A 17,513-nucleotide genomic window follows, 5' to 3' on the forward strand; every position below is an offset into this window, starting at 1 on the left:
GTCACGTGAGAGGTGCTTCGTCGGGCGAGAGGCGGCTGGCAGCGATGACTCACGGGATGCGGACGGACATGCACACCACTCGGCTGGGAGACCACCACACCTGGCGGGACACCGCCCGGCACTACGCCCTGCTGCCCCTGCGCGTCTTCCTGGGCATCACCTTCGTCTACGCCGGTCTGGACAAGCTCACCGACAGCGCGTTCATGAAGTCCGGCGGCGCCGGCTCCGTCGGCGACACCATGCGCGCGGCCCGCGACTCCGCCGCCATCCCGGCCCTGGTCGACCTGGCCTTGAAGAGCCCGGTCGGCTTCGGCTACGCCATCGCCCTCGGTGAACTGGCCGTCGGCATCGGCATCCTGCTCGGCCTGTTCGGCCGGCTGGCCGCACTCGGCGGCGCGCTGATCTCCCTCAGCCTCTGGCTGACGGTGAGCTGGGCGACCACCCCCTACTACTACGGCAACGACCTCGCCTACCTGATGGCCTGGCTCCCCCTGATCCTCGCCGGAACCCCCTACCTCTCCGTCGACGCCGCCTGGCGGGCCCGGCGTCGACCGACCGGCGGCTACCGCTGACCGTCCTCCGCGCCGCCCCGTCTGCGTATCCCCCGGGTCAGCGCCGCCGTGGCGCCGGCCAGGCAGAGCCCGCCCACGACCAGCGGGACGACCGCGAACCACGGTGTCTCCCACAGACCGCCGGCGTCCCCCGCGAAGGCCACAGCGGTGGCGGTCAGGAACAGCCCGGCGACCAGCTTCCCGGGCTGGAACTCATGACGCAGCACGACTGACCTCCACCTGTCCCACTCCGACGCCGAGCGTCAGATCGAGCGTGCCGCCCGTCCGGGCCCCCTTGGCCGGCGCCAGCGTCAGCTCCCTGTGCCTGCCGGGCTGCACGTCCACGTCCTTTCCGCTGTCCCCGGGCAACCGGATGTCGCCCACCCCCACATCGATGCTCAGCCGCACCGCCGCGTCCGCCGGCACGATCACCTTCAACTGTCCCGCGCCCACCCTGGCGTCCGTCGAGACCGTCCGGCCCTTGGCCGGGTGCACCCGGGACAGGTCCAAGGTGCCCCGCCCGGTGCCGAGGTCGTACCCGGACCGCACCTGGGCCGCCGCGACCGGCTTCCAGGACGTCTCCCGCCAGTCGGTGGTGATGTCCCGGGGCAGCGCCGCCGCTCCCGCGAGCAGCCCCGCGGTGACCAGCGCCAGGAACACCGTGCCGGCCCCGGTGCGGCCCAGGAACGCGCTGAGCGTGATGCCGAGCCCGAACACCGCGAGCGCGCACGCCAGCCCGGTCTGCAGGCTGGTGCCCAGCGGGTGCGTCTCCCAGCCGAGCCCCGTGCCCAGGCCGCCCGCCAGCAGGGCGAGCAGGAACACCCAGCCGCCGATCCAGCGCGGGCCGCGCGGTCTCGGGGGCGCGGCGTGCGGCGTCCGTATCGCCCCGGGGTGGGTCCAGGGGTTGGGTATGCCGACGTCCACGACCGAGGTCAGATCACGGTCGCGGGCGTCGCCGGGCCCCCACAGATAGCCGGTGCCGCCGACGTGGGTGCCGTCCTTGACGATCGGGTCCCGCCACCAGGAGGGGTAGGTCGTGACGACCGGCGGCGCCTGGGCCTCCGGCGGGGCGTCGGCCGCGGCCTGGGCGGCCAGGGGATCGGGGTCGGGGGCGCCGCGGCGCCGCGACCAGTACCCCGCGCCGGCGAGCAGCAGCGAGAGCACCGTGGCGAACGCCAGCACCCCGCCGTTCCGCAGCATCGTCAGGAAGATCCCGCAGCCGACCAGGGCGAACAGCACGGCGGCCAGCGCCTGGCCGTCCACCCGGCCCGTGAAGAGCTTGCGCAGCTCGTTCTCCTCCTCGTCCTCGTACGGCACCAGGAGCCAGACGAAGCCGTAGAAGATGAGGCCCAGACCGCCGGTCGCGGAGAGCACGGCCAGCGTGATCCGGAAGATGACGGGGTCCATGTCCGTCTGGCGGCCGAGCCCCGCGCACACGCCCGCGATCATCTTGTGCCGGCGGTCGCGCCGGAACCGGTCGGGCACCTCGCTGCCCTCCTGCCGCTCCGGCTCGTGCGGGGAGGAGTGGGGGCCGGCGCCGGCCGCTCCCGTCTCCTCCGTCGCGGCGGGCGCGGCATCCGTCGGCCCGGTGCCCGGGTCCGGGCGCGGGCCGGGGCCGGGTCCCGGACCCGTCGCGGCGTGCTCGTGATCCGTCATGCGTCCATGGTGACGGCCCGGCCGCCGCGGCGGCAGCCGGGACGACCCTGGGCCAACCCTGAAATCGGCCCTGAGACGGAGTGGGGAAGCGTTCGAGCGGCACGGACCGCCGCGCAACGCCCGCCGAACCGCCCACCCCGACCGGCCCCGACGGAAGATCAGGGGCGTCTCGGGGGCCGACCCTGATGCTCCCTCTCGCCGCTCGTGTGACCATCGTTGGCATGCCGGAAGCCGCAAGCCTGCCACTCGACGACCCGCGGCCCCCGCGCAAGCTCTACCGCAGCAGCGACGGACGCTGGCTCGGCGGAGTGGCGCGAGGCCTCGCCGGGCATCTCGGGCTGCCCGTCGTGTGGGTGCGGCTCGTCTTCGTCGGCCTGTTCATGGCCGACGGACTCGGAGCGCTGCTGTACGCCGCGTTCTGGTTCTTCGTGCCGCTCGGCATCGGCGGCGTCGGCGACCAGAAGCCGTCGCTGGTGGGCACGGAGACCTCGCCGGACGGCCGCCGCAAACTGGTGGCCCGCAAGCCGGACCGGGGACAGATCGTCGCGCTGCTCCTCATGGTCATCGTGTCCGTGGTCTTCGTCGGCAGCGTGAACCTGGGCAGCGCCACGAAGGCGTACCTGGTGCCGGCCGTGCTCGTCGCCGCCGGTGTCGCCCTGGTCTGGCGCCAGGCGGACAACGCCCGCCGGGCCCGCTGGGCCGAGGCCGGCCGCCGGCGCCGCACCCTCACCCTGCTCCGCGCGGCCGGCGGCGTGCTGCTCGTCACGGCCGGTGTCTCCGCCATCTTCGTCCTCCAGGGCTCGACCGCTCACCTCGGCGCCGTCCTGCAGGCCGCGCTCGCCGTCCTCGTCGGCATCACCCTGCTCGCCGGCCCCTATCTGGTCCGCATGACCCAGGACCTGTCCGAGGAGCGCCTGATGCGCATCCGCGCCCAGGAACGCGCCGAGGTCGCCGCCCATGTCCACGACTCCGTGCTGCACACCCTCACCCTGATCCAGCGCAACGCCGACAACGCGGGCGAGGTGCGCCGCCTCGCCCGCGCCCAGGAGCGGGACCTGCGCACCTGGCTGTACAAGCCCGAGGGCACCGGCAAGGACGAGGCCGACGAGCCGGACACGGTCGCCGAGGCGGTGCGCCGCAACGCCGCCGAGGTGGAGGACAAGCACGGCGTGCCCATCGAGGTCGTGATAGTCGGCGACTGCCCGCTCGACGAGAAGACCGGCGCACAGATGCAGGCCGCGCGCGAGGCGATGGTGAACGCCGCCAAGTACGGTGGCGAGGGCGGTGCCGTACAGGTCTACGCCGAAGTCGAGGGAAGGACGGTCTTCGTGTCCGTGCGGGACCGCGGCCCCGGTTTCGACCCCGACGCGATACCCGCCGACCGCATGGGTGTCAGAGAATCGATCATCGGCCGCATGGAGCGCAACGGCGGCACGGCCCGGCTGCGGGCGGTGCCGGGCGGCGGTACCGAGGTCGAGCTGGAGATGGAGAGGGCGGAGAAGACGTCATGAGCGACGCGACCGAGGCGAACGGCACGGCGGGAGCGGCGGAGCCGACCGAGTCCGGCCGGACCGGCGGCGGCGCGGGCGGGCGGCACGTACGGGTGGTGCTGGTGGACGACCACCGCATGTTCCGTACCGGCGTCCAGGCCGAGATCGGCCAGACCGCCGAGACCGGGGTCGAGGTGGTCGGCGAGGCCGCGGACGTCGACCAGGCGGTCGCCGTCATCACCGCCACCCGGCCCGAGGTGGTCCTGCTCGACGTCCACCTGCCCGGCGGCGGCGGGGTCGAAGTGCTGCGCCGGTGCGCGGCGTTGATGGCGGACGCCGAGCAGCCGGTCCGCTTCCTCGCGCTGTCCGTGTCGGACGCGGCGGAGGACGTGATCGGGGTGATCCGTGGCGGCGCCCGCGGCTATGTCACCAAGACCATCACCGGCACCGACCTGGTCGACTCCATCTTCCGCGTCCAGGAGGGCGACGCCGTCTTCTCCCCGCGGCTGGCCGGGTTCGTCCTGGACGCCTTCGCCTCCACCGACGCCCCGCCGGTGGACGAGGACCTGGACCGCCTCACCCAGCGGGAGCGCGAGGTGTTGCGCCTGATCGCCCGGGGCTACGCCTACAAGGAGATCGCCAAGCAGCTCTTCATCTCCGTGAAGACGGTCGAGTCCCATGTCTCGGCGGTCCTGCGCAAGCTCCAGCTGTCCAACCGGCACGAACTGACACGCTGGGCGACCGCACGCCGACTGGTCTGACCCCTACGGCCCCGCCCGGGGCTCGCCCCGCAGCCGCCCCTCACTCCACCCTGGTCGCCCCGGCGAACGGCATCTGGTCGATCGGGGCGAGACGGACCGGTGCCGACGGGTTGGGGGCGTGGATCATCTGGCCGTTGCCCACATAGATGCCGACGTGACTGATCCCGGAGTAGAAGAACACCAGGTCCCCCGGCTGGAGTTCGGAGCGGGAGACCCGCCGGCCCGCGTCGATCTGGGCGTAGGTGGTGCGGGGCAGGGAGATGCCGGCGGAGCGGTAGGCGGCCTGCACCAGCCCCGAGCAGTCGAAGGCGTTCGGGCCGGTGGCACCCCACACATAGGGGCTGCCGAGCTTGCTGTAGGCGTAGGCGACGGCCGCCGCCGCGCGAGAGGTCGGGGCGGGGGCGGACCCGGGCCGCGCCAGCGGCTGCCGCGCGTCGGTGGCCGACCGGGACACGTGGGCGTACGTGCCGCCGGCACCGGTGACTTCGGTCCGCTGCGGCGGGGTCAGCCGCGCCAGCAGCCGTCGGGCCTCGTCCAGCTTGCCGGTGACGGTCTTCTTCTGCCGCCTCAGCTCCGCCTGCCGCGACCGCAGCGACTTCACCTCGATGCGCGCGGCACCGCGCAACCGCTCGATCTCCCGTAGCTGTTGACGCACCCGGGAGACCGCGGCGGCCTGCCGGTCACCGGCCCGCTCCGCGAACGCGGCGCCGTCCAGGTACCGGTCCGGGTCGCTGGAGAGGGCCAGTTGCCAGGCCGGGTCGATGCCGCCGTCCCGGTACTGTGCCGCCGCGAACGAACCCAGCGCCTCCCTGGCCGAGTTGAGCCGCGTCTGCTTGCGGGCGGTCTGGTCCTGGAGCGCGCTCAGCCGCCGCTGGCCGGCGTCCGCCTTCTCCTTCGCCCCGTTGTACTTCTCGGTGGCGGCCTCGGCCTCCCGGTACAAGGTCTCCACCTTGGCCTTCACCTGCGCCGGCGTCAGCTGTGGTTCGGCGTGCCCCGTCCCGTCGAAGGCGGTCGCGGTGGCCGCGCCCGCCAGGGCGAGAGTGGCGGCCGTCCGTGCCGTATGGCCGCTGAGCGGGCGTTGCGGGCGCTTGCGGTGCGCTGCCACCTGGACCGTCACGTCCTTCCGTACGACTCGCACGACCGAGCGGTCGATACGCCCCGCGGCGGCCCGCACAGGGGGAGCGGGCCGCCGCCGGGCCTTTCTCGGCGGTGGTGGCCGACTGCCGCCCCTGGTCCGGGCGGCGGTGGGAAGCCGGTCACCTGGGGGAGGACGCTAGGCCGGACGGTGACGAGAAGGTAACGCGGTGTACGGAACTGGCTTGGACGGACCGGGACGTGACCGTATGTGACCGTGCGGGTCGACTGGTGTCGTCGCCTTTACGGAGCGTGCTGACCGAAGAGCGGAAAGGGGGACTGGCGGGGGACGTGAAGTGCTATGGGGCGCATATATGCAACGTCAGGCGGGCCAGGCTGCCGGGCTGCCGTGTTACTGGGCGGGCCTGGTGACGGAGGGTCGCCGGGGTCGGTGACAGAGGGTTGCTTGGGGTGGTGCGGGTGAGTCGCTGGGGGTGGTGAGGGCTGAGTCGCTGAAGGTGGTGACGGGTGGGTTAAGGGCCTGCTGCGGGGCGGGATGAGGGCCTGGTGCGGGGTGGGACGGGGGGCTCGGTGAAGGCTGGGGTGGCGGGCCCGGTGGAAGGTGGGTCGTGGGGGGCTGGTTAGGCTCCGGCTCCATGGACGTACTCATCCATCTCTTCGTCGGCCTGCACATCATCGGCATCGCCGCGCTGCTCGGCGGTTTCCTCACCCAGATGAAGGCGATGGGCCAGGGCACGGCCCGGTTCGTGCCCGGGATGCTGCACGGCGCGCTGACCATGCTGGTCACCGGCGTGGCCCTCGTCGGCCTCAACCAGGCCGACGACCACCACGTCAACAACATCAAGATCGGCGTGAAGCTCGCCCTGCTGATCGTGATCCTCGGCCTGGTCTATGTGAAGCGCGACGAGGAGCGGATCGACAAGGGCCTCTTCGGGCTGGTCGGCCTGCTGACCACGGCCAACATCTTCATCGCCGTCCTCTGGACCTGATCGCTGTCCTCTCGATCTGAGCGCCGTTCTCTGGACCTGATCACTGTCCCCTGGATCTGACCCTCGGTCCGTGCCGGGGTCAGCCCGGCCGCACCACGCTGTGGACGGCCGCCTCGATTCCGGAGACCGGTTCCTCGCGGACGTACGCGCCCGGCCTGGGGGCGTGGATCATCATGCCGTCGCCTGTGCAGAGTCCGACGTGGCCGGCGTCGTCGTGGAAGAAGACGAGGTCGCCGGGGCGGGCGTCGGCCGGGGCGACCGGGGTGCCGGCGTAGGCCTGCTCGCGCGCGGTCCGCGGGAGGGTGACGCCGGCGGACTTCCAGGCGGCCTGGGTGAGCCCCGCGCAGTCGTAGGAGCCGGGGCCTGCGGCGCCCCAGACGCACGGCTTTCCGACCTGGGCACGGGCGAAGGCGATGGCCTTCTTGGCCTTGGTCGCGTAGGTGCCGGACGGCGTGGTGGCGCCTGAGGTTGCGGTGGCGTCCGGTGTGGCGGTGGCAGGCGTGGTCGTGGGAGGGGTGGGCGTGGCAGCCGTGGCCGTGGGAGTGGCGGTCACGAAAGCCGTGGGGCTGGATGGCACGGCAGTGGAGGCTGTGGTGGTGGAGGGTGCGGCCATGGATGCCGTGGGGGTGGCAGGTGCCGCGGGAGAAGGCGCAGTCATGAAAGTCGCGGTCGTGGGCGCCATGGCTGTGGAAGCCGTGGCGTTGGAAGTCCCGGCAGTGGTAGGTGCCGTCCGCTGGGACAGCAGCACGCGCGCGTGGGCGAGCTTCTTCTGCACGGTTGCCTTGGCCGCCTTCGGGCCTCTCGCGGCCGCCTCCGCCTGACGGTTCACGGGCGGCGCGGCGATGATGTCCGACGTGGGCAGGACGGCGGTGGTGTCCGGGGTGGACGGGGTGGACGGGGCGGCGACCGTACCCGGAGTGGGCGCGGCGACATCTGTGTCCTGAAGGGGCGCGGGAACGGTCGTGTCCCCTACAGGGTGGGCGAAGGCGGGGGCCCCGGCGGGCGGCGTCATGGCCGAGCCCCCGGCGCCGACGGTGCCGCGCTGGGCCGGGATCGTGCCGCGCTGGGCCGGGATCATGACCCGCTGGGTCGGCACACTGCCGTTCTGGGTCGGAAGCGCCGCGTGCCCGGTGGGGACAGTGCCGCCCTGGGCCCGCAGCATCGCCTGCGCGGTCGGAACAGTGCCGTCTCGGCCCGGGTTCACAGCGCCCCCGGTCGGACCGGTGCCGTCCTGGCCGGAGCTCACAGCACCCCCGTTCGGAACAGTGCTGCCCTGGCCCGGCACCACGGCGCGCCCGGTCGGCACACCGCCGTCGTGGCCCGGAATCATGGCCCGCTGTCCGGCGAGCCCCCGGTGCTGAGCGCGGCGGGCGACCTCGTCCCGGAGGCGCTGGAGGCTGTCCGCCGGTCGTCGTGGGACCGCAGCCGACTCGACCGGCTCACCTCCCTCAGCCCCCTTGGACCACCCGGCCCGCGCGGCCCGGCCGGCTCCTCCCCGTCCGGCCCACACGGCGCCTCGTCCGCCCCGCCCGGCTTCCCGGTCGACGCTGCCGGTTCCCTGGTCGTCCCACCCGGGGCCCTGGTCGTCCCACCCGGGGCCTTGACCGTCCCACCCGGGCCCTTGGCCACCCCGCCCGGGCCCTTGGCCGTCCCACCGGGACCCTTGACCGGCCCACTCGGCCCCTGGATCGACCCGCCCGGTTTCCTGGTCGCCGCTTCCGTTCCTCCAGTCGGCACTCCCAGCGCCTCGTCCGGTTTGCCAAGCCCCCCGGTCGGCCTTCTCGGCCTTCTCGGCCCTCCGATCGGCACCTCCGGCTCCCCGGTGGGCCCGTCCAGCGTCCCGATCGGTCCTCCCGGCCCCCCGGTCGGCCCGTCCAGCGTCTCGGTCGGCTCGCCCGGCCCCCCGGCCGGCCCGCCCAGCGTCCCGGTCGGCTCGCCCGGCCCCCCGGCCGCCCCGGCCCCCGTCCCTCGCCGTGGTCGACGTCTCCGCCGTCGATTCCGCTCGGCGGTAGAAGTAGTCGATCTTGCGTTCGATCTCCTCCTGGCTCGGTCGGCCCGGGGTGGACGCCGGCGTGGCCTCGGCCGTCTGGGAGAGCACGGCCACGGAGGTGAGGGCGGCGGTGGCGAGAGCGGGGGTGCGGGCGCCCGCTCCCTGGGTTCCGCCGGGGCGCGGCTTGCGGTGCGACGCCAAGGGAGGCGACTCCTTCCGTACTGCCGCCTACCGGGGTCAGCGGTGGGGGTACCCAGGCCTTCCCTCAGGGGGGAGGGTGCGGGCGGGTGCTCGGAAGGGTTGCCCTACGGCGTCGTCCCGGGCGGGAGTCGGCCGATTCACCCCAGGATCGGTGGGTCCCCGGCTCCGGGCACCGTGCGGGGCGCGCCGGATTCGGCGGAGGCCGCGCGGCCCGGCGACGTTCGCCGGAGTGGGGTCGTGCGGCCTGACGGAAACCTAGCCAACTCGTGTGTCTTCTGTGAAGGTTGGTGCGCGGTTTGTCCGATACATTTCCGTGACCTTTTCTCTGGGTGCTAGGACATTCACGTACGGGTGACCAGGTGCTTCCGGTGCGTGAGTGGTCGGCGCCCCTGATGGACGCGAAGATCAACTCTCGTCCGGAGCCGCCATGTTCCGGGGACCGCGACCGGTTGTCGGTGGGGCGCCCTAGACTCGTAGAGCGATGAGCAGCCTCTTTGACGACAGCTTCCTGGCGGACCTCCAGACCCCTCGCGGGCACGAGGAGGAAACTCCGCCGCCGCCCGAGGACGATCACGGTCCGGAGCCGCTTCCGGACGATCTGTTCGGCGGGAAGTTCGACGTGCCACCGGAGCGATGGGGGTCCCCCCGCTCGAGCGAAGCCGAGAGCGGGGGAGGCTACTACCGCGACGGCGCCCCCCGCTCCGTCCTCGACGCGGCGGCACTGCTGGAGGGGCTGAACGAGAACCAGCGCGCCGCGGTCGTGCACGCCGGCTCCCCGCTGCTCATCGTCGCCGGCGCCGGCTCCGGCAAGACCCGCGTGCTGACCCACCGCATCGCCTACCTGCTCGCCGAGCGAAACGTCCACCCGGGCCAGATCCTCGCGATCACCTTCACCAACAAGGCCGCGGGCGAGATGAAGGAGCGCGTCGAGCAGCTCGTCGGCCCGCGCGCGAACGCGATGTGGGTGATGACCTTCCACAGCGCGTGCGTGCGCATCCTGCGGCGCGAGAGCAAGAAGCTCGGCTTCACCTCGTCGTTCTCGATCTACGACGCCGCCGACAGCAAGCGCCTGATGGCCCTGGTCTGCCGCGACCTGGAGCTCGACCCCAAGCGCTTCCCGCCGAAGTCCTTCAGCGCCAAGATCAGCAACCTGAAGAACGAGCTGATCGACGAAGAGGACTTCGCCGCCCAGGCCACCGACGGCTTCGAGAAGACCCTGGCGCAAGCCTACGCCCTGTACCAGTCGCGGCTGCGCGAGGCGAACGCGCTGGACTTCGACGACCTGATCATGACGACGGTCAACCTGCTGCGCGCCTTCCCGGACGTCGCCGAGCACTACCGCCGCCGCTTCCGGCACGTCCTGGTGGACGAGTACCAGGACACCAACCACGCCCAGTACGCGCTCGTGCGGGAACTCGTCGGCACCGGGGAACACGATGAGGACACCCCGCCCAGCGAGTACGACACCCCGCCCGCCGAACTCTGCGTCGTGGGTGACGCGGACCAGTCGATCTACGCCTTCCGCGGTGCGACGATCCGCAACATCCTCCAGTTCGAGGAGGACTACCCGAACGCGACGACGATCCTGCTGGAGCAGAACTACCGCTCCACGCAGACCATCCTGTCCGCCGCCAACGCGGTCATCGAGCGCAACGAGTCCCGCCGCCCGAAGAACCTGTGGACCAACGCCGGCCAGGGCGCCCGGATCGTCGGGTACGTCGCCGACACCGAGCACGACGAGGCCCAGTTCGTCGCCGAGGAGATAGACCGCCTGGTCGACGCGGGCCACGCGCGCGCGGGAGACGTCGCCGTCTTCTACCGCACCAACGCCCAGTCCCGTGTCTTCGAAGAGATCTTCATCCGCGTCGGCCTGCCCTACAAGGTCGTCGGCGGTGTCCGCTTCTACGAGCGCAAGGAGGTCCGGGACGTCCTCGCCTACCTGCGTGTCCTCGCCAACCCCGAGGACTCGGTGCCGCTGCGCCGCATCCTCAACGTGCCCAAGCGGGGCATCGGCGAGCGCGCGGAGGCGATGGTCGACGCCCTCGCCCAGCGCGAGAAGATCAGCTTCCCGCAGGCCCTGAAGCGGGTGGACGAGGCCTACGGCATGGCCGCGCGGTCCACCAACGCGGTCAAGCGGTTCAACACGCTGATGGAGGACCTGCGGACGATCGTCGAGTCCGGCGCCGGACCGGCCACCGTGCTGGAGGCCGTCCTCGAGCGCACCGGTTACCTGGCCGAGTTGCAGGCCTCCACCGACCCGCAGGACGAGACCCGGATCGAGAACCTTCAGGAACTCGCCGCTGTGGCCCTGGAGTTCGAGCAGGAGCGGGGCGAGGGTGAGCAGGGGACCCTGGCCGACTTCCTGGAGCAGGTCGCCCTGGTCGCCGACTCCGACCAGATCCCGGACGAGGAGGACGGCGACGGCGTCATCACGCTGATGACCCTGCACACCGCCAAGGGCCTGGAGTTTCCGGTCGTGTTCCTGACCGGCATGGAGGACGGCGTCTTCCCGCACATGCGCGCCCTCGGCGAGACCAAGGAACTGGAGGAGGAGCGGCGCCTGGCGTACGTCGGCATCACGCGTGCGCGGGAGCGGCTCTACCTCACGCGGTCGGCGATGCGCAGCGCCTGGGGCCAGCCGTCGTACAACCCGCCCTCCCGGTTCCTGGAGGAGATCCCGCCCGCCCACGTGGAGTGGAAGCGGACCGGGGCGACGGCGCCCATGGCCTCCGGGCCGGCGTCCGGGATCGCCGCCTCGCTGTCCTCGACCCGTTCGCGCTCCTCGGCGTCGGGCGCGCCCGGCTTCGCCACACGGCGCACGGCGGAGAAGCCGGTGGTCGCGCTGGCGGTCGGGGACCGCGTCACGCACGACCAGTTCGGGCTCGGCACGGTCGTCGCGGTGAAGGGGACGGGCGCGAACGCGGAGGCGACGATCGACTTCGGCGACACCAAACCGAAGCGGCTGCTGCTGCGGTACGCGCCGGTGGAGAAGCTGTAGCGGACTGAAAAGGGCCCCGCTGAGCAGCGGGGCCCCTGGGTCTACGTGGGATTCAGTCCGTGGCTCCGCAGCCACGGCAGCGGGTCTATGGCCGCCCCGCCCGCCGGCCGCACCTCGAAATGCAGGTGGGGACCGGTGGAGTTGCCGGAGTTGCCGGAGTGACCGATCGGCTGGCCGGCCTTGACGGTCGTACCGGAGGCGACTGTGTAGCTGGAGAGGTGGCAGTACCAGGTCTCCGTGCCGTCCTTCGCCGTCACGATCATCATGTTGCCGTAGGCACTGTTCCACTTGGTGGTGACGGTGCCGTCGGTGGCGGCCATCACCGTGGTGCCGTAGGAGACCGGGAAGTCGATGCCGGTGTGCACCGACATCCAGTTGATGCCCGCCTGGCCGAAGTAGGCGCTGAGTCCGTGCTGCGCGACCGGCAGCGCGAACTTGGGCCGCAGCCGCTCCTTGAGCGCGGCCTCCGCCGCCGCCTTCTTCTTCTCCAGCTCCTGCTGCGCCTTGAGGTCGATCCGCTCCTGCGTACGGCTCGCCCGGTCGGCGAAGTCGTCGGCCCCGGCGGAGAGCGTCTTGAGCTGGCTGTCCAGTTTGCTGTTGGCGACGGACGGCTTGACCGGCTGCGCGTCCGAGGCGGTGGTGGCGGTGTCCTGGGAGTCGTCGGTGAATGCGCCGACCGAGGCGGCGGCGATCCCGGCCACCCCCATCACACAGGCCGACGGCACGGCGACGGTCAGCAGCGCGGAGCGCTTGGCGGGCGTACGGCGCCGTGAGCGCGCCCCGCCACGCGAGCCCGCGCGGGTCGTCGGCGCCGGGGTGACCTCTTCCTGCTCGTCCAGCAAGCCGGTCACGGCGGGCAGTTCGCCGGTGGAGTCCGACTCGCCCTCAGCGGGGGGCTGTTCGTCGAAGGCCGTGTCCTCGTACGACACGTGCTCGAAGGTCGCGGTCGCCTGCGGGTCGCCCGACTGCTCGAACGTGGTCTGCGGATCGCCGACCGCCTCGAAGGTCGCGGTGGCCTGCTGATCGAACGGTTCGCCACCCGGCTCGGACTGCGTCGGCACGCTCTGGCCCACGGAGTTCCACTGCGTGGCGTCGTACGTGCCCGTGTCGAAGGTCTGGGTGCCCCACTCCCACTGCTGGGTGGGGTCGGCGCCGCCGGTCGAGTCCGGCTGCACCCAGGCGCTGGAGTCCCACTGGCCGCTGACGTCGTTCCCGGTGGCCTGCGCGGGGACGGTCCAGGCGGTGCTGTCGTAGACACCGGAGTCGTACGTGGCGTACTGCTGCGCCGCGTACGGGTCGTAGGCCGGGGTCTGGGCGGTGCCGGTCTGCCAGTGCGTGGTGTCGTAGGCGCCGGTGGTCTGCTCGCTGCCCGGAAGGCTGCCGAAGAGCGGGTCGGTGTGGAAGGCCGAGGTGCTTCCGGGCTCACCGGCAAAACCAGTGGCGTCGTAACCGCCGTACGTGGTGAGGTCGTCGTAGGGAGCTTCCTGTGCCCCGTACGGCGCGTAGTGCGCGGTGGAGGCATCGGAAGCCGGGGCCGGGGTGGTCATGGTCCCCGACGGGTGACGATCGTTCACCAACTTCTCTTTCGCCTCGACAACAGGGGCTGCCAGAGCAGTGCGGCGACTGTACCCGGCGGTACCTGGGCGCGACAATCTTCGGCCTGTTTCGCGTGGGCCGGAAAGGGGCATTCGGCTGTGTTTCGGGGCCCCAGGGCGCGAGCTTGGCCTTGCGTTCGAAGAATGTTCGATGTCGATCGGCGAGGTACGGGCTGTGCGTCGGCGATGCGTCGGCTGTGTACGGGCTCGGCGATCCGGCCCGCAGCCGGACTCAGGCCACCGTCAGGCCGTCGGCGGCCCGGTCCCCGGAGTGCGGGGTGTCCAGCGCCTCGCGTATCCCGGCCGCCACGGCGGGATGCACGGGCAGGGCGAGATGGCCGATGCCGGTCACCCGGATGTTCTGCGCGTCCAGGTCGGGGTGGACCAGGCAGGCCGTCTCCAGCGGGTCCATCAGGGAGTCCAGGTCACTCCAGAAGCTCACGAAGCGGGTCCGGCAACCGGGCGCGGGCCGGGCCAGCTCCTCGATCACCGCGGAGCCGGGCCGCATCTGCCGCACGATCGGGTGCGCGTCCGCCAGGGGCGCCACCCGGGTCCCGGAGTGCGGTGTGCCGAGGGTGACCAGCGTGCGTACCCGCAGGTCACCGCCCAGGCACTGAGCGTAGTAGCGCGCTATCAGGCCCCCGAGGCTGTGCCCGACGATGTCGACCCGGGCACTGCCGGTGCGCTCGCAGATCTCCTCGATGTGCCGGCCGAGCAGCTCGGCCGCTATGCGAATGTCGCACGTCAGCGGGGAGTAGTTGAGTGACTCCACGCGGTGCCTGCCGTGCTGGGCGAGGGTGCGGCGGAGCAGGACGAACACCGAACGGTTGTCGATGAAGCCGTGCAGCAGCACGACCGGTGTGGTGGGGCGGACCGGCAGCCGGGCGGCGCCGTCCGGCGCGGGCAGGGCGCCGGAGCGCCGTTCCTGGACCAGGCCGGTCGGATACAGCAGGAGGTGACCCGCCAGGATCGCCGCCTCCAGGGCCGTCGCCCGCAGCAGCGTCATGGACAGTCCGGCCAGTCTGCCGGGCCACAGACGGCGGCAGAGCGGGAGGAAGAGCGGCAAAACCCCGGTGACCTTCATGGGCCGACCTCCTGTCGGCACACCGGGGGACGGCTCGACCCCCGTGTGCCCTCATGTCCCACCATGTGATTTCCCCCTCGCCGCGCACCGTAAAACTGCCGCTTGCGAGATGCTGGAGATAACGTTCGTTCACTTCGCGACGGTGGCGGAACGCGCCAAAAGTGCGGTACTTGTCGATACGGACGGAAGCGATCGCTTCCGTGGTCGCTTGATGGAGGCAGTGATGGGTGTGGCAGCCGGTCCGATCCGCGTGGTGGTCGCCAAGCCGGGGCTCGACGGCCACGATCGTGGGGCCAAGGTCATCGCGCGGGCCCTGCGCGACGCCGGTATGGAGGTCATCTACACCGGGCTCCACCAGACGCCGGAACAGATCGTCGACACCGCCATCCAGGAGGACGCCGACGCGATCGGCCTGTCCATCCTCTCCGGCGCCCACAACACGCTGTTCGCCGCGGTCATCGAGCTGCTGAAGGAGCGGGAGGCCGAGGACATCCTCGTCTTCGGCGGCGGCATCATCCCGGACGAGGACATCCCGCCGCTGAAGGAGAAGGGCGTCGCGGAGATCTTCACCCCCGGGGCGACGACCGCGTCGATCGTGGAGTGGGTCCGGGAGAACGTCCGCCAGCCGGCGGCCTCGGGGGGCTGAACGGCTGCCGTCGGCGGTCGCGGTCCGCTTCCGGCGGCTGCCGGTTGCTCCGCCCGGCCTGAGGCTGTCCTAAGGCCGTTACGCGGGTGCGTGGTTGTCTTCGCTTGGTTGACGTGGCTGCCCTCCCGTGGTGCGCGGGTGTTTTCGGCGGTTGCGTCGTTGTCTTCACCTGGTTGACGCGACTGCGACTGCCTCCCGCGGCTGGCGGGTGTTTTCGAGGTTGTGGTCCGTTTCCGTCCGGTCTGCGGTTGTCCTGGGGCCGTTGCGCCGGCGTTTCGGCGGTTGCGCGGTTGTCTTCGCCTGGTTGACGCGGCTGCTCCCGTGGGCTGCGGGGCCGTTTTCCGGGGTTCCGGGTCTGCTTCTGCCCGGTCCGCGGCAGCCCTTCGGCTGTTTGCGGGGGGTGCTTCTGCCCGGTCCACCAGCCCTTCGGCTGTTCACGCGGGCGCTTCCGCCCGGTCCACCAGCCCTTCGGCTGTTCACGCGGGCGCTTCCGCCCGGTTCGCGGCTGCCCGAGGGCCGTCATGCGGCTGCTTCCGGGGGCTGGGTGTCTCTCTTCGCCGGTTGCGCGGCCGCCTCCCGTGGCTGTGCGGGCGTTTCCGGCGGTGTTGTGGCCGGGGTGGGCGGGGTCAGCTCCCGGGTCATCGTCGCCCGCAGCCTCAGGGTCGTGACCAGCCGCTGGAACGCCTCCGCCCAGTACCCGCCGGCCCCCGGCGCGGCGTCCTCCCGCTCGTCGGGTATCGCCAGCAACGCCTCCAGCCGGACGGCCTCCGCCGGGTCCAGGCAGCGCTCCGCAAGGCCCATCACCCCGCTGAAGCTCCACGGGTAACTGCCCGCGTCCCGGGCAATGTTCAGGGCGTCCACGACCGCCTGGCCCAGCGGCGGAGCCCAGGGGACCGCGCACACCCCGAGCAACTGGAACGCCTCTGACAGGCCGTGCGTGGCGATGAACCCGGCGACCCACGCGGCCCGTTCCGCCGGCCCCAGCGCGGCCAGCAGCTTCGCCCGCTCCGCCAGGGACACCGCGCCCGGTCCGCCCGCCTCCGGTGCCGACGGCGACCCGAGCAGCGCCCGCGACCACGCGGCGTCCCGCTGCCTTACCGCCGCCCGGCACCAGGCAGCGTGCAGCTCACCCTGCCAGCCGTCCGTCACCGGCAGGGCCACGATCTCCTGGGGCGTGCGCCCGCCGAGCCGCTGCGACCAGGTGCCGAGCGGGGCGGCCTCCACCAACTGGCCCAGCCACCACGACCGTTCCCCCCGGCCCGCGGGCGGTGCGGCCACGAGACCGTCCCGCTCCATGCCCGCGTCGCATTCGAGCGGCGCCTCCACCACGATCGCCGGCGTGCTCCCCGTACGGTCCAGGGCCACGCACGCCGAGGCCCGTACGGCCATCCGGGCGGCGAGCGCCGAGTCCGGCAGCGCCGACAGCAGTTCCGCCGCGGTCGCCCGGACATTGCGGCTGCGGTCGCCCAACGCCTGCTCCAGGAACGGCTCGTCCGCGTCCGACAGGCCCGTGCGCAGCGAGTCGAGGAACATCAGCCGGTCCTCCGCCCGCTCCGTCGCCCACGTCGACGCCAGCAGCTCGCGGCCCAGTGCGGGCGTGCGGGCGCGCAGGGCCCCCAGCAGCGCCGCCCGCTCGGCGAACAGCCCCTCCTCCCACAGCCGGCGCACCGCCTCGGCGTCCCGAGGGTCGGGCAGTGCCGCGCCGCCGCCGGGGGCCGCGCGCAGGGCGAACCGCCAGTCCGGGTTCAGCCGGGCCAGCCACAGTGCGCGCGGACCGGCGAACGCCAGCGCCGCCGGACGCAGGTCCGTGCGGCCCCGGGCCGCGTTCAGCAGCGCGGGCAGCAGCTGCGGGGGTGCCGCGTACCCGTGGGCGTTGGCCGCCGCGAGCCACTGTGGGAGCAGTTCCATGAGGTCCGGGGAGCTGCCCCGCCGGCCGCCGCCCGCGCCGCCGGACCGGTCGGCCAGCAGGGTGGTGAGTCGGCGGACCGCCGGTGCGGGCAGGGCCGGGCGCGGGTCGGCGGGCGCCGGGTCGGGCCGCCGCGCCGCCCGCGCGGGCCGCAGCCCGGCCCGCCGCCGTACGGTCGCCACGGCCGCCGCGTCGAGCAGTGCCATCGGGGCCGGGCGACCCGGTTCGACGTGTGCCGGGGCACGCCGGTCGGTACCGAGAAGCGCGGTGGTGACCAGGTCTTCCCAGGAGGGAGCCGGCGCCTGCCGGTAGGCCGCTGGGGCCGGCCGGGAGGGCGCCGGGTCCGGTGAGGGGGTTGCCGCCAGGGCCTGTGAGGGGTTCGCGGAGGAGTCGATCGAGTCATCCGCGGTGCTCGCAGTGTTCGCGGTCTTCGCGGTGTTCATCGAACTCGCCCGGGAGTTCCCCGCATTGCCCGCGTCCCCGTGGGTCGGTGTCCCGTCGCTGGGCGGTGCCCCGTTCATCGCGTTCCCTTCCCCTCGTTCTTTCCTTCC

General features: G+C 72.6%; 13 protein-coding genes and 1 pseudogene. 6 read left to right on the plus strand and 8 right to left on the minus strand.

Going from position 1 to position 17,513, the window contains the following annotated elements; all coding sequences use genetic code 11:
- The first annotated feature begins 44 nt into the window (after positions 1 to 44).
- Positions 45 to 572, plus strand: a complete 528-nt coding sequence (locus OO52_RS04980; protein WP_030641326.1) for a DoxX family protein — start codon at positions 45 to 47, stop codon at positions 570 to 572.
- Here OO52_RS04980 and OO52_RS04985 read toward each other — a convergent pair.
- Both OO52_RS04985 and OO52_RS04990 read right to left on the minus strand, forming a co-directional pair.
- Positions 563 to 778, minus strand: a complete 216-nt coding sequence (locus OO52_RS04985; protein WP_030641328.1) for a hypothetical protein — start codon at positions 776 to 778, stop codon at positions 563 to 565. The two genes, OO52_RS04980 and OO52_RS04985, sit on opposite strands and share 10 nt — an antisense overlap.
- The gene (locus OO52_RS04990; protein WP_030641330.1) at positions 765 to 2,207 is read right to left on the minus strand and encodes a PspC domain-containing protein; all 1,443 of its coding nucleotides are present in this window, start codon (positions 2,205 to 2,207) and stop codon (positions 765 to 767) included. Before OO52_RS04990 ends, OO52_RS04985 begins: the two co-directional genes overlap by 14 nt.
- A 221-nt stretch (positions 2,208 to 2,428) precedes the next feature.
- Between OO52_RS04990 and OO52_RS04995 the strand changes: the two genes are divergently transcribed.
- Positions 2,429 to 3,718 (plus strand): ATP-binding protein, encoded by a 1,290-nt coding sequence (locus OO52_RS04995; protein WP_037628632.1) that lies wholly within the window; start codon positions 2,429 to 2,431, stop codon positions 3,716 to 3,718.
- Entirely contained in the window at positions 3,715 to 4,458 is a 744-nt protein-coding gene (locus tag OO52_RS05000) for a LuxR C-terminal-related transcriptional regulator (RefSeq protein WP_030641334.1), read from the plus strand. The genes OO52_RS04995 and OO52_RS05000 overlap by 4 nt, the downstream gene beginning before the upstream one ends.
- Before the next feature lie 40 nt (positions 4,459 to 4,498).
- Here the strand turns inward: OO52_RS05000 and OO52_RS05005 are convergent, their stop codons facing one another.
- The gene (locus OO52_RS05005) at positions 4,499 to 5,563 is read right to left on the minus strand and encodes a C40 family peptidase (protein ID WP_030641336.1); all 1,065 of its coding nucleotides are present in this window, start codon (positions 5,561 to 5,563) and stop codon (positions 4,499 to 4,501) included.
- Between the two features lie 625 nt (positions 5,564 to 6,188).
- On the opposite strand from OO52_RS05005, the gene OO52_RS05010 reads away from it, so the two are divergent.
- Positions 6,189 to 6,542: a hypothetical protein gene (locus OO52_RS05010; RefSeq protein ID WP_014674457.1), complete on the plus strand. Its 354-nt coding sequence runs from the start codon at positions 6,189 to 6,191 to the stop codon at positions 6,540 to 6,542.
- Between the two features lie 79 nt (positions 6,543 to 6,621).
- On the opposite strand, the gene OO52_RS05015 is transcribed toward OO52_RS05010, so the two are convergent.
- Positions 6,622 to 7,704, minus strand: coding sequence for a C40 family peptidase (locus tag OO52_RS05015; RefSeq protein ID WP_199819917.1), 1,083 nt, complete (start codon positions 7,702 to 7,704; stop codon positions 6,622 to 6,624).
- An 801-nt stretch (positions 7,705 to 8,505) separates the two neighbouring features.
- Positions 8,506 to 8,733, minus strand: a pseudogene (locus OO52_RS52465) (glycoside hydrolase); the annotation flags it as partial.
- Positions 8,734 to 9,214: 481 nt separating this feature from the next.
- Between OO52_RS52465 and pcrA the strand changes: the two are divergent.
- On the plus strand, positions 9,215 to 11,731 hold the full coding sequence (pcrA, locus tag OO52_RS05020) for a DNA helicase PcrA (RefSeq protein ID WP_030641340.1): 2,517 nt from the start codon (positions 9,215 to 9,217) through the stop codon (positions 11,729 to 11,731).
- Positions 11,732 to 11,772: 41 nt separating this feature from the next.
- Here pcrA and OO52_RS05025 read toward each other — a convergent pair whose 3' ends face one another.
- Together OO52_RS05025 and OO52_RS05030 are read right to left on the minus strand one after the other, a co-directional pair.
- The gene (locus OO52_RS05025) at positions 11,773 to 13,305 is read right to left on the minus strand and encodes a M23 family metallopeptidase (RefSeq protein WP_030641342.1); all 1,533 of its coding nucleotides are present in this window, start codon (positions 13,303 to 13,305) and stop codon (positions 11,773 to 11,775) included.
- Between the two features lie 253 nt (positions 13,306 to 13,558).
- Positions 13,559 to 14,410: an esterase/lipase family protein gene (locus OO52_RS05030; RefSeq protein WP_030641344.1), complete on the minus strand. Its 852-nt coding sequence runs from the start codon at positions 14,408 to 14,410 to the stop codon at positions 13,559 to 13,561.
- A gap of 223 nt (positions 14,411 to 14,633) precedes the next feature.
- Here OO52_RS05030 and OO52_RS05035 point away from each other — a divergent pair, with 223 nt between their 5' ends.
- Entirely contained in the window at positions 14,634 to 15,056 is a 423-nt protein-coding gene (locus OO52_RS05035; protein ID WP_030641347.1) for a cobalamin B12-binding domain-containing protein, read from the plus strand.
- Between the two features lie 519 nt (positions 15,057 to 15,575).
- Here the strand turns inward: OO52_RS05035 and OO52_RS05040 are convergent.
- Positions 15,576 to 17,405 carry a DUF5691 domain-containing protein gene (locus OO52_RS05040; RefSeq protein ID WP_420711378.1) on the minus strand — a complete coding sequence of 610 codons (1,830 nt, stop codon included), beginning with the start codon at positions 17,403 to 17,405 and terminating at the stop codon, positions 15,576 to 15,578.
- Between the last annotated feature and the right edge of the window lie 108 nt (positions 17,406 to 17,513).

Source organism: Streptomyces flaveolus (assembly GCF_000716535.1).
In the GTDB taxonomy this organism is placed as follows: domain Bacteria; phylum Actinomycetota; class Actinomycetes; order Streptomycetales; family Streptomycetaceae; genus Streptomyces; species Streptomyces flaveolus_A.

Excerpts from the sequence above, each read along its gene's own strand:
- OO52_RS05030 (WP_030641344.1), bottom strand. The coding sequence starts at position 14,410 with ATGAAGGTCACCGGGGTTTTGCCGCTCTTCCTCCCGCTCTGCCGCCGT.
- OO52_RS04980 (WP_030641326.1), top strand. The coding sequence starts at position 45 with ATGACTCACGGGATGCGGACGGACATGCACACCACTCGGCTGGGAGAC.
- OO52_RS05000 (WP_030641334.1), top strand. The coding sequence starts at position 3,715 with ATGAGCGACGCGACCGAGGCGAACGGCACGGCGGGAGCGGCGGAGCCG.
- OO52_RS05010 (WP_014674457.1), top strand. The coding sequence starts at position 6,189 with ATGGACGTACTCATCCATCTCTTCGTCGGCCTGCACATCATCGGCATC.
- OO52_RS05035 (WP_030641347.1), top strand. The coding sequence starts at position 14,634 with ATGGGTGTGGCAGCCGGTCCGATCCGCGTGGTGGTCGCCAAGCCGGGG.
- OO52_RS05040 (WP_420711378.1), bottom strand. The coding sequence starts at position 17,405 with ATGAACACCGCGAAGACCGCGAACACTGCGAGCACCGCGGATGACTCG.
- pcrA (WP_030641340.1), top strand. The coding sequence starts at position 9,215 with ATGAGCAGCCTCTTTGACGACAGCTTCCTGGCGGACCTCCAGACCCCT.
- OO52_RS04995 (WP_037628632.1), top strand. The coding sequence starts at position 2,429 with ATGCCGGAAGCCGCAAGCCTGCCACTCGACGACCCGCGGCCCCCGCGC.
- OO52_RS04990 (WP_030641330.1), bottom strand. The coding sequence starts at position 2,207 with ATGACGGATCACGAGCACGCCGCGACGGGTCCGGGACCCGGCCCCGGC.
- OO52_RS05015 (WP_199819917.1), bottom strand. The coding sequence starts at position 7,704 with ATGCTGCGGGCCCAGGGCGGCACTGTCCCCACCGGGCACGCGGCGCTT.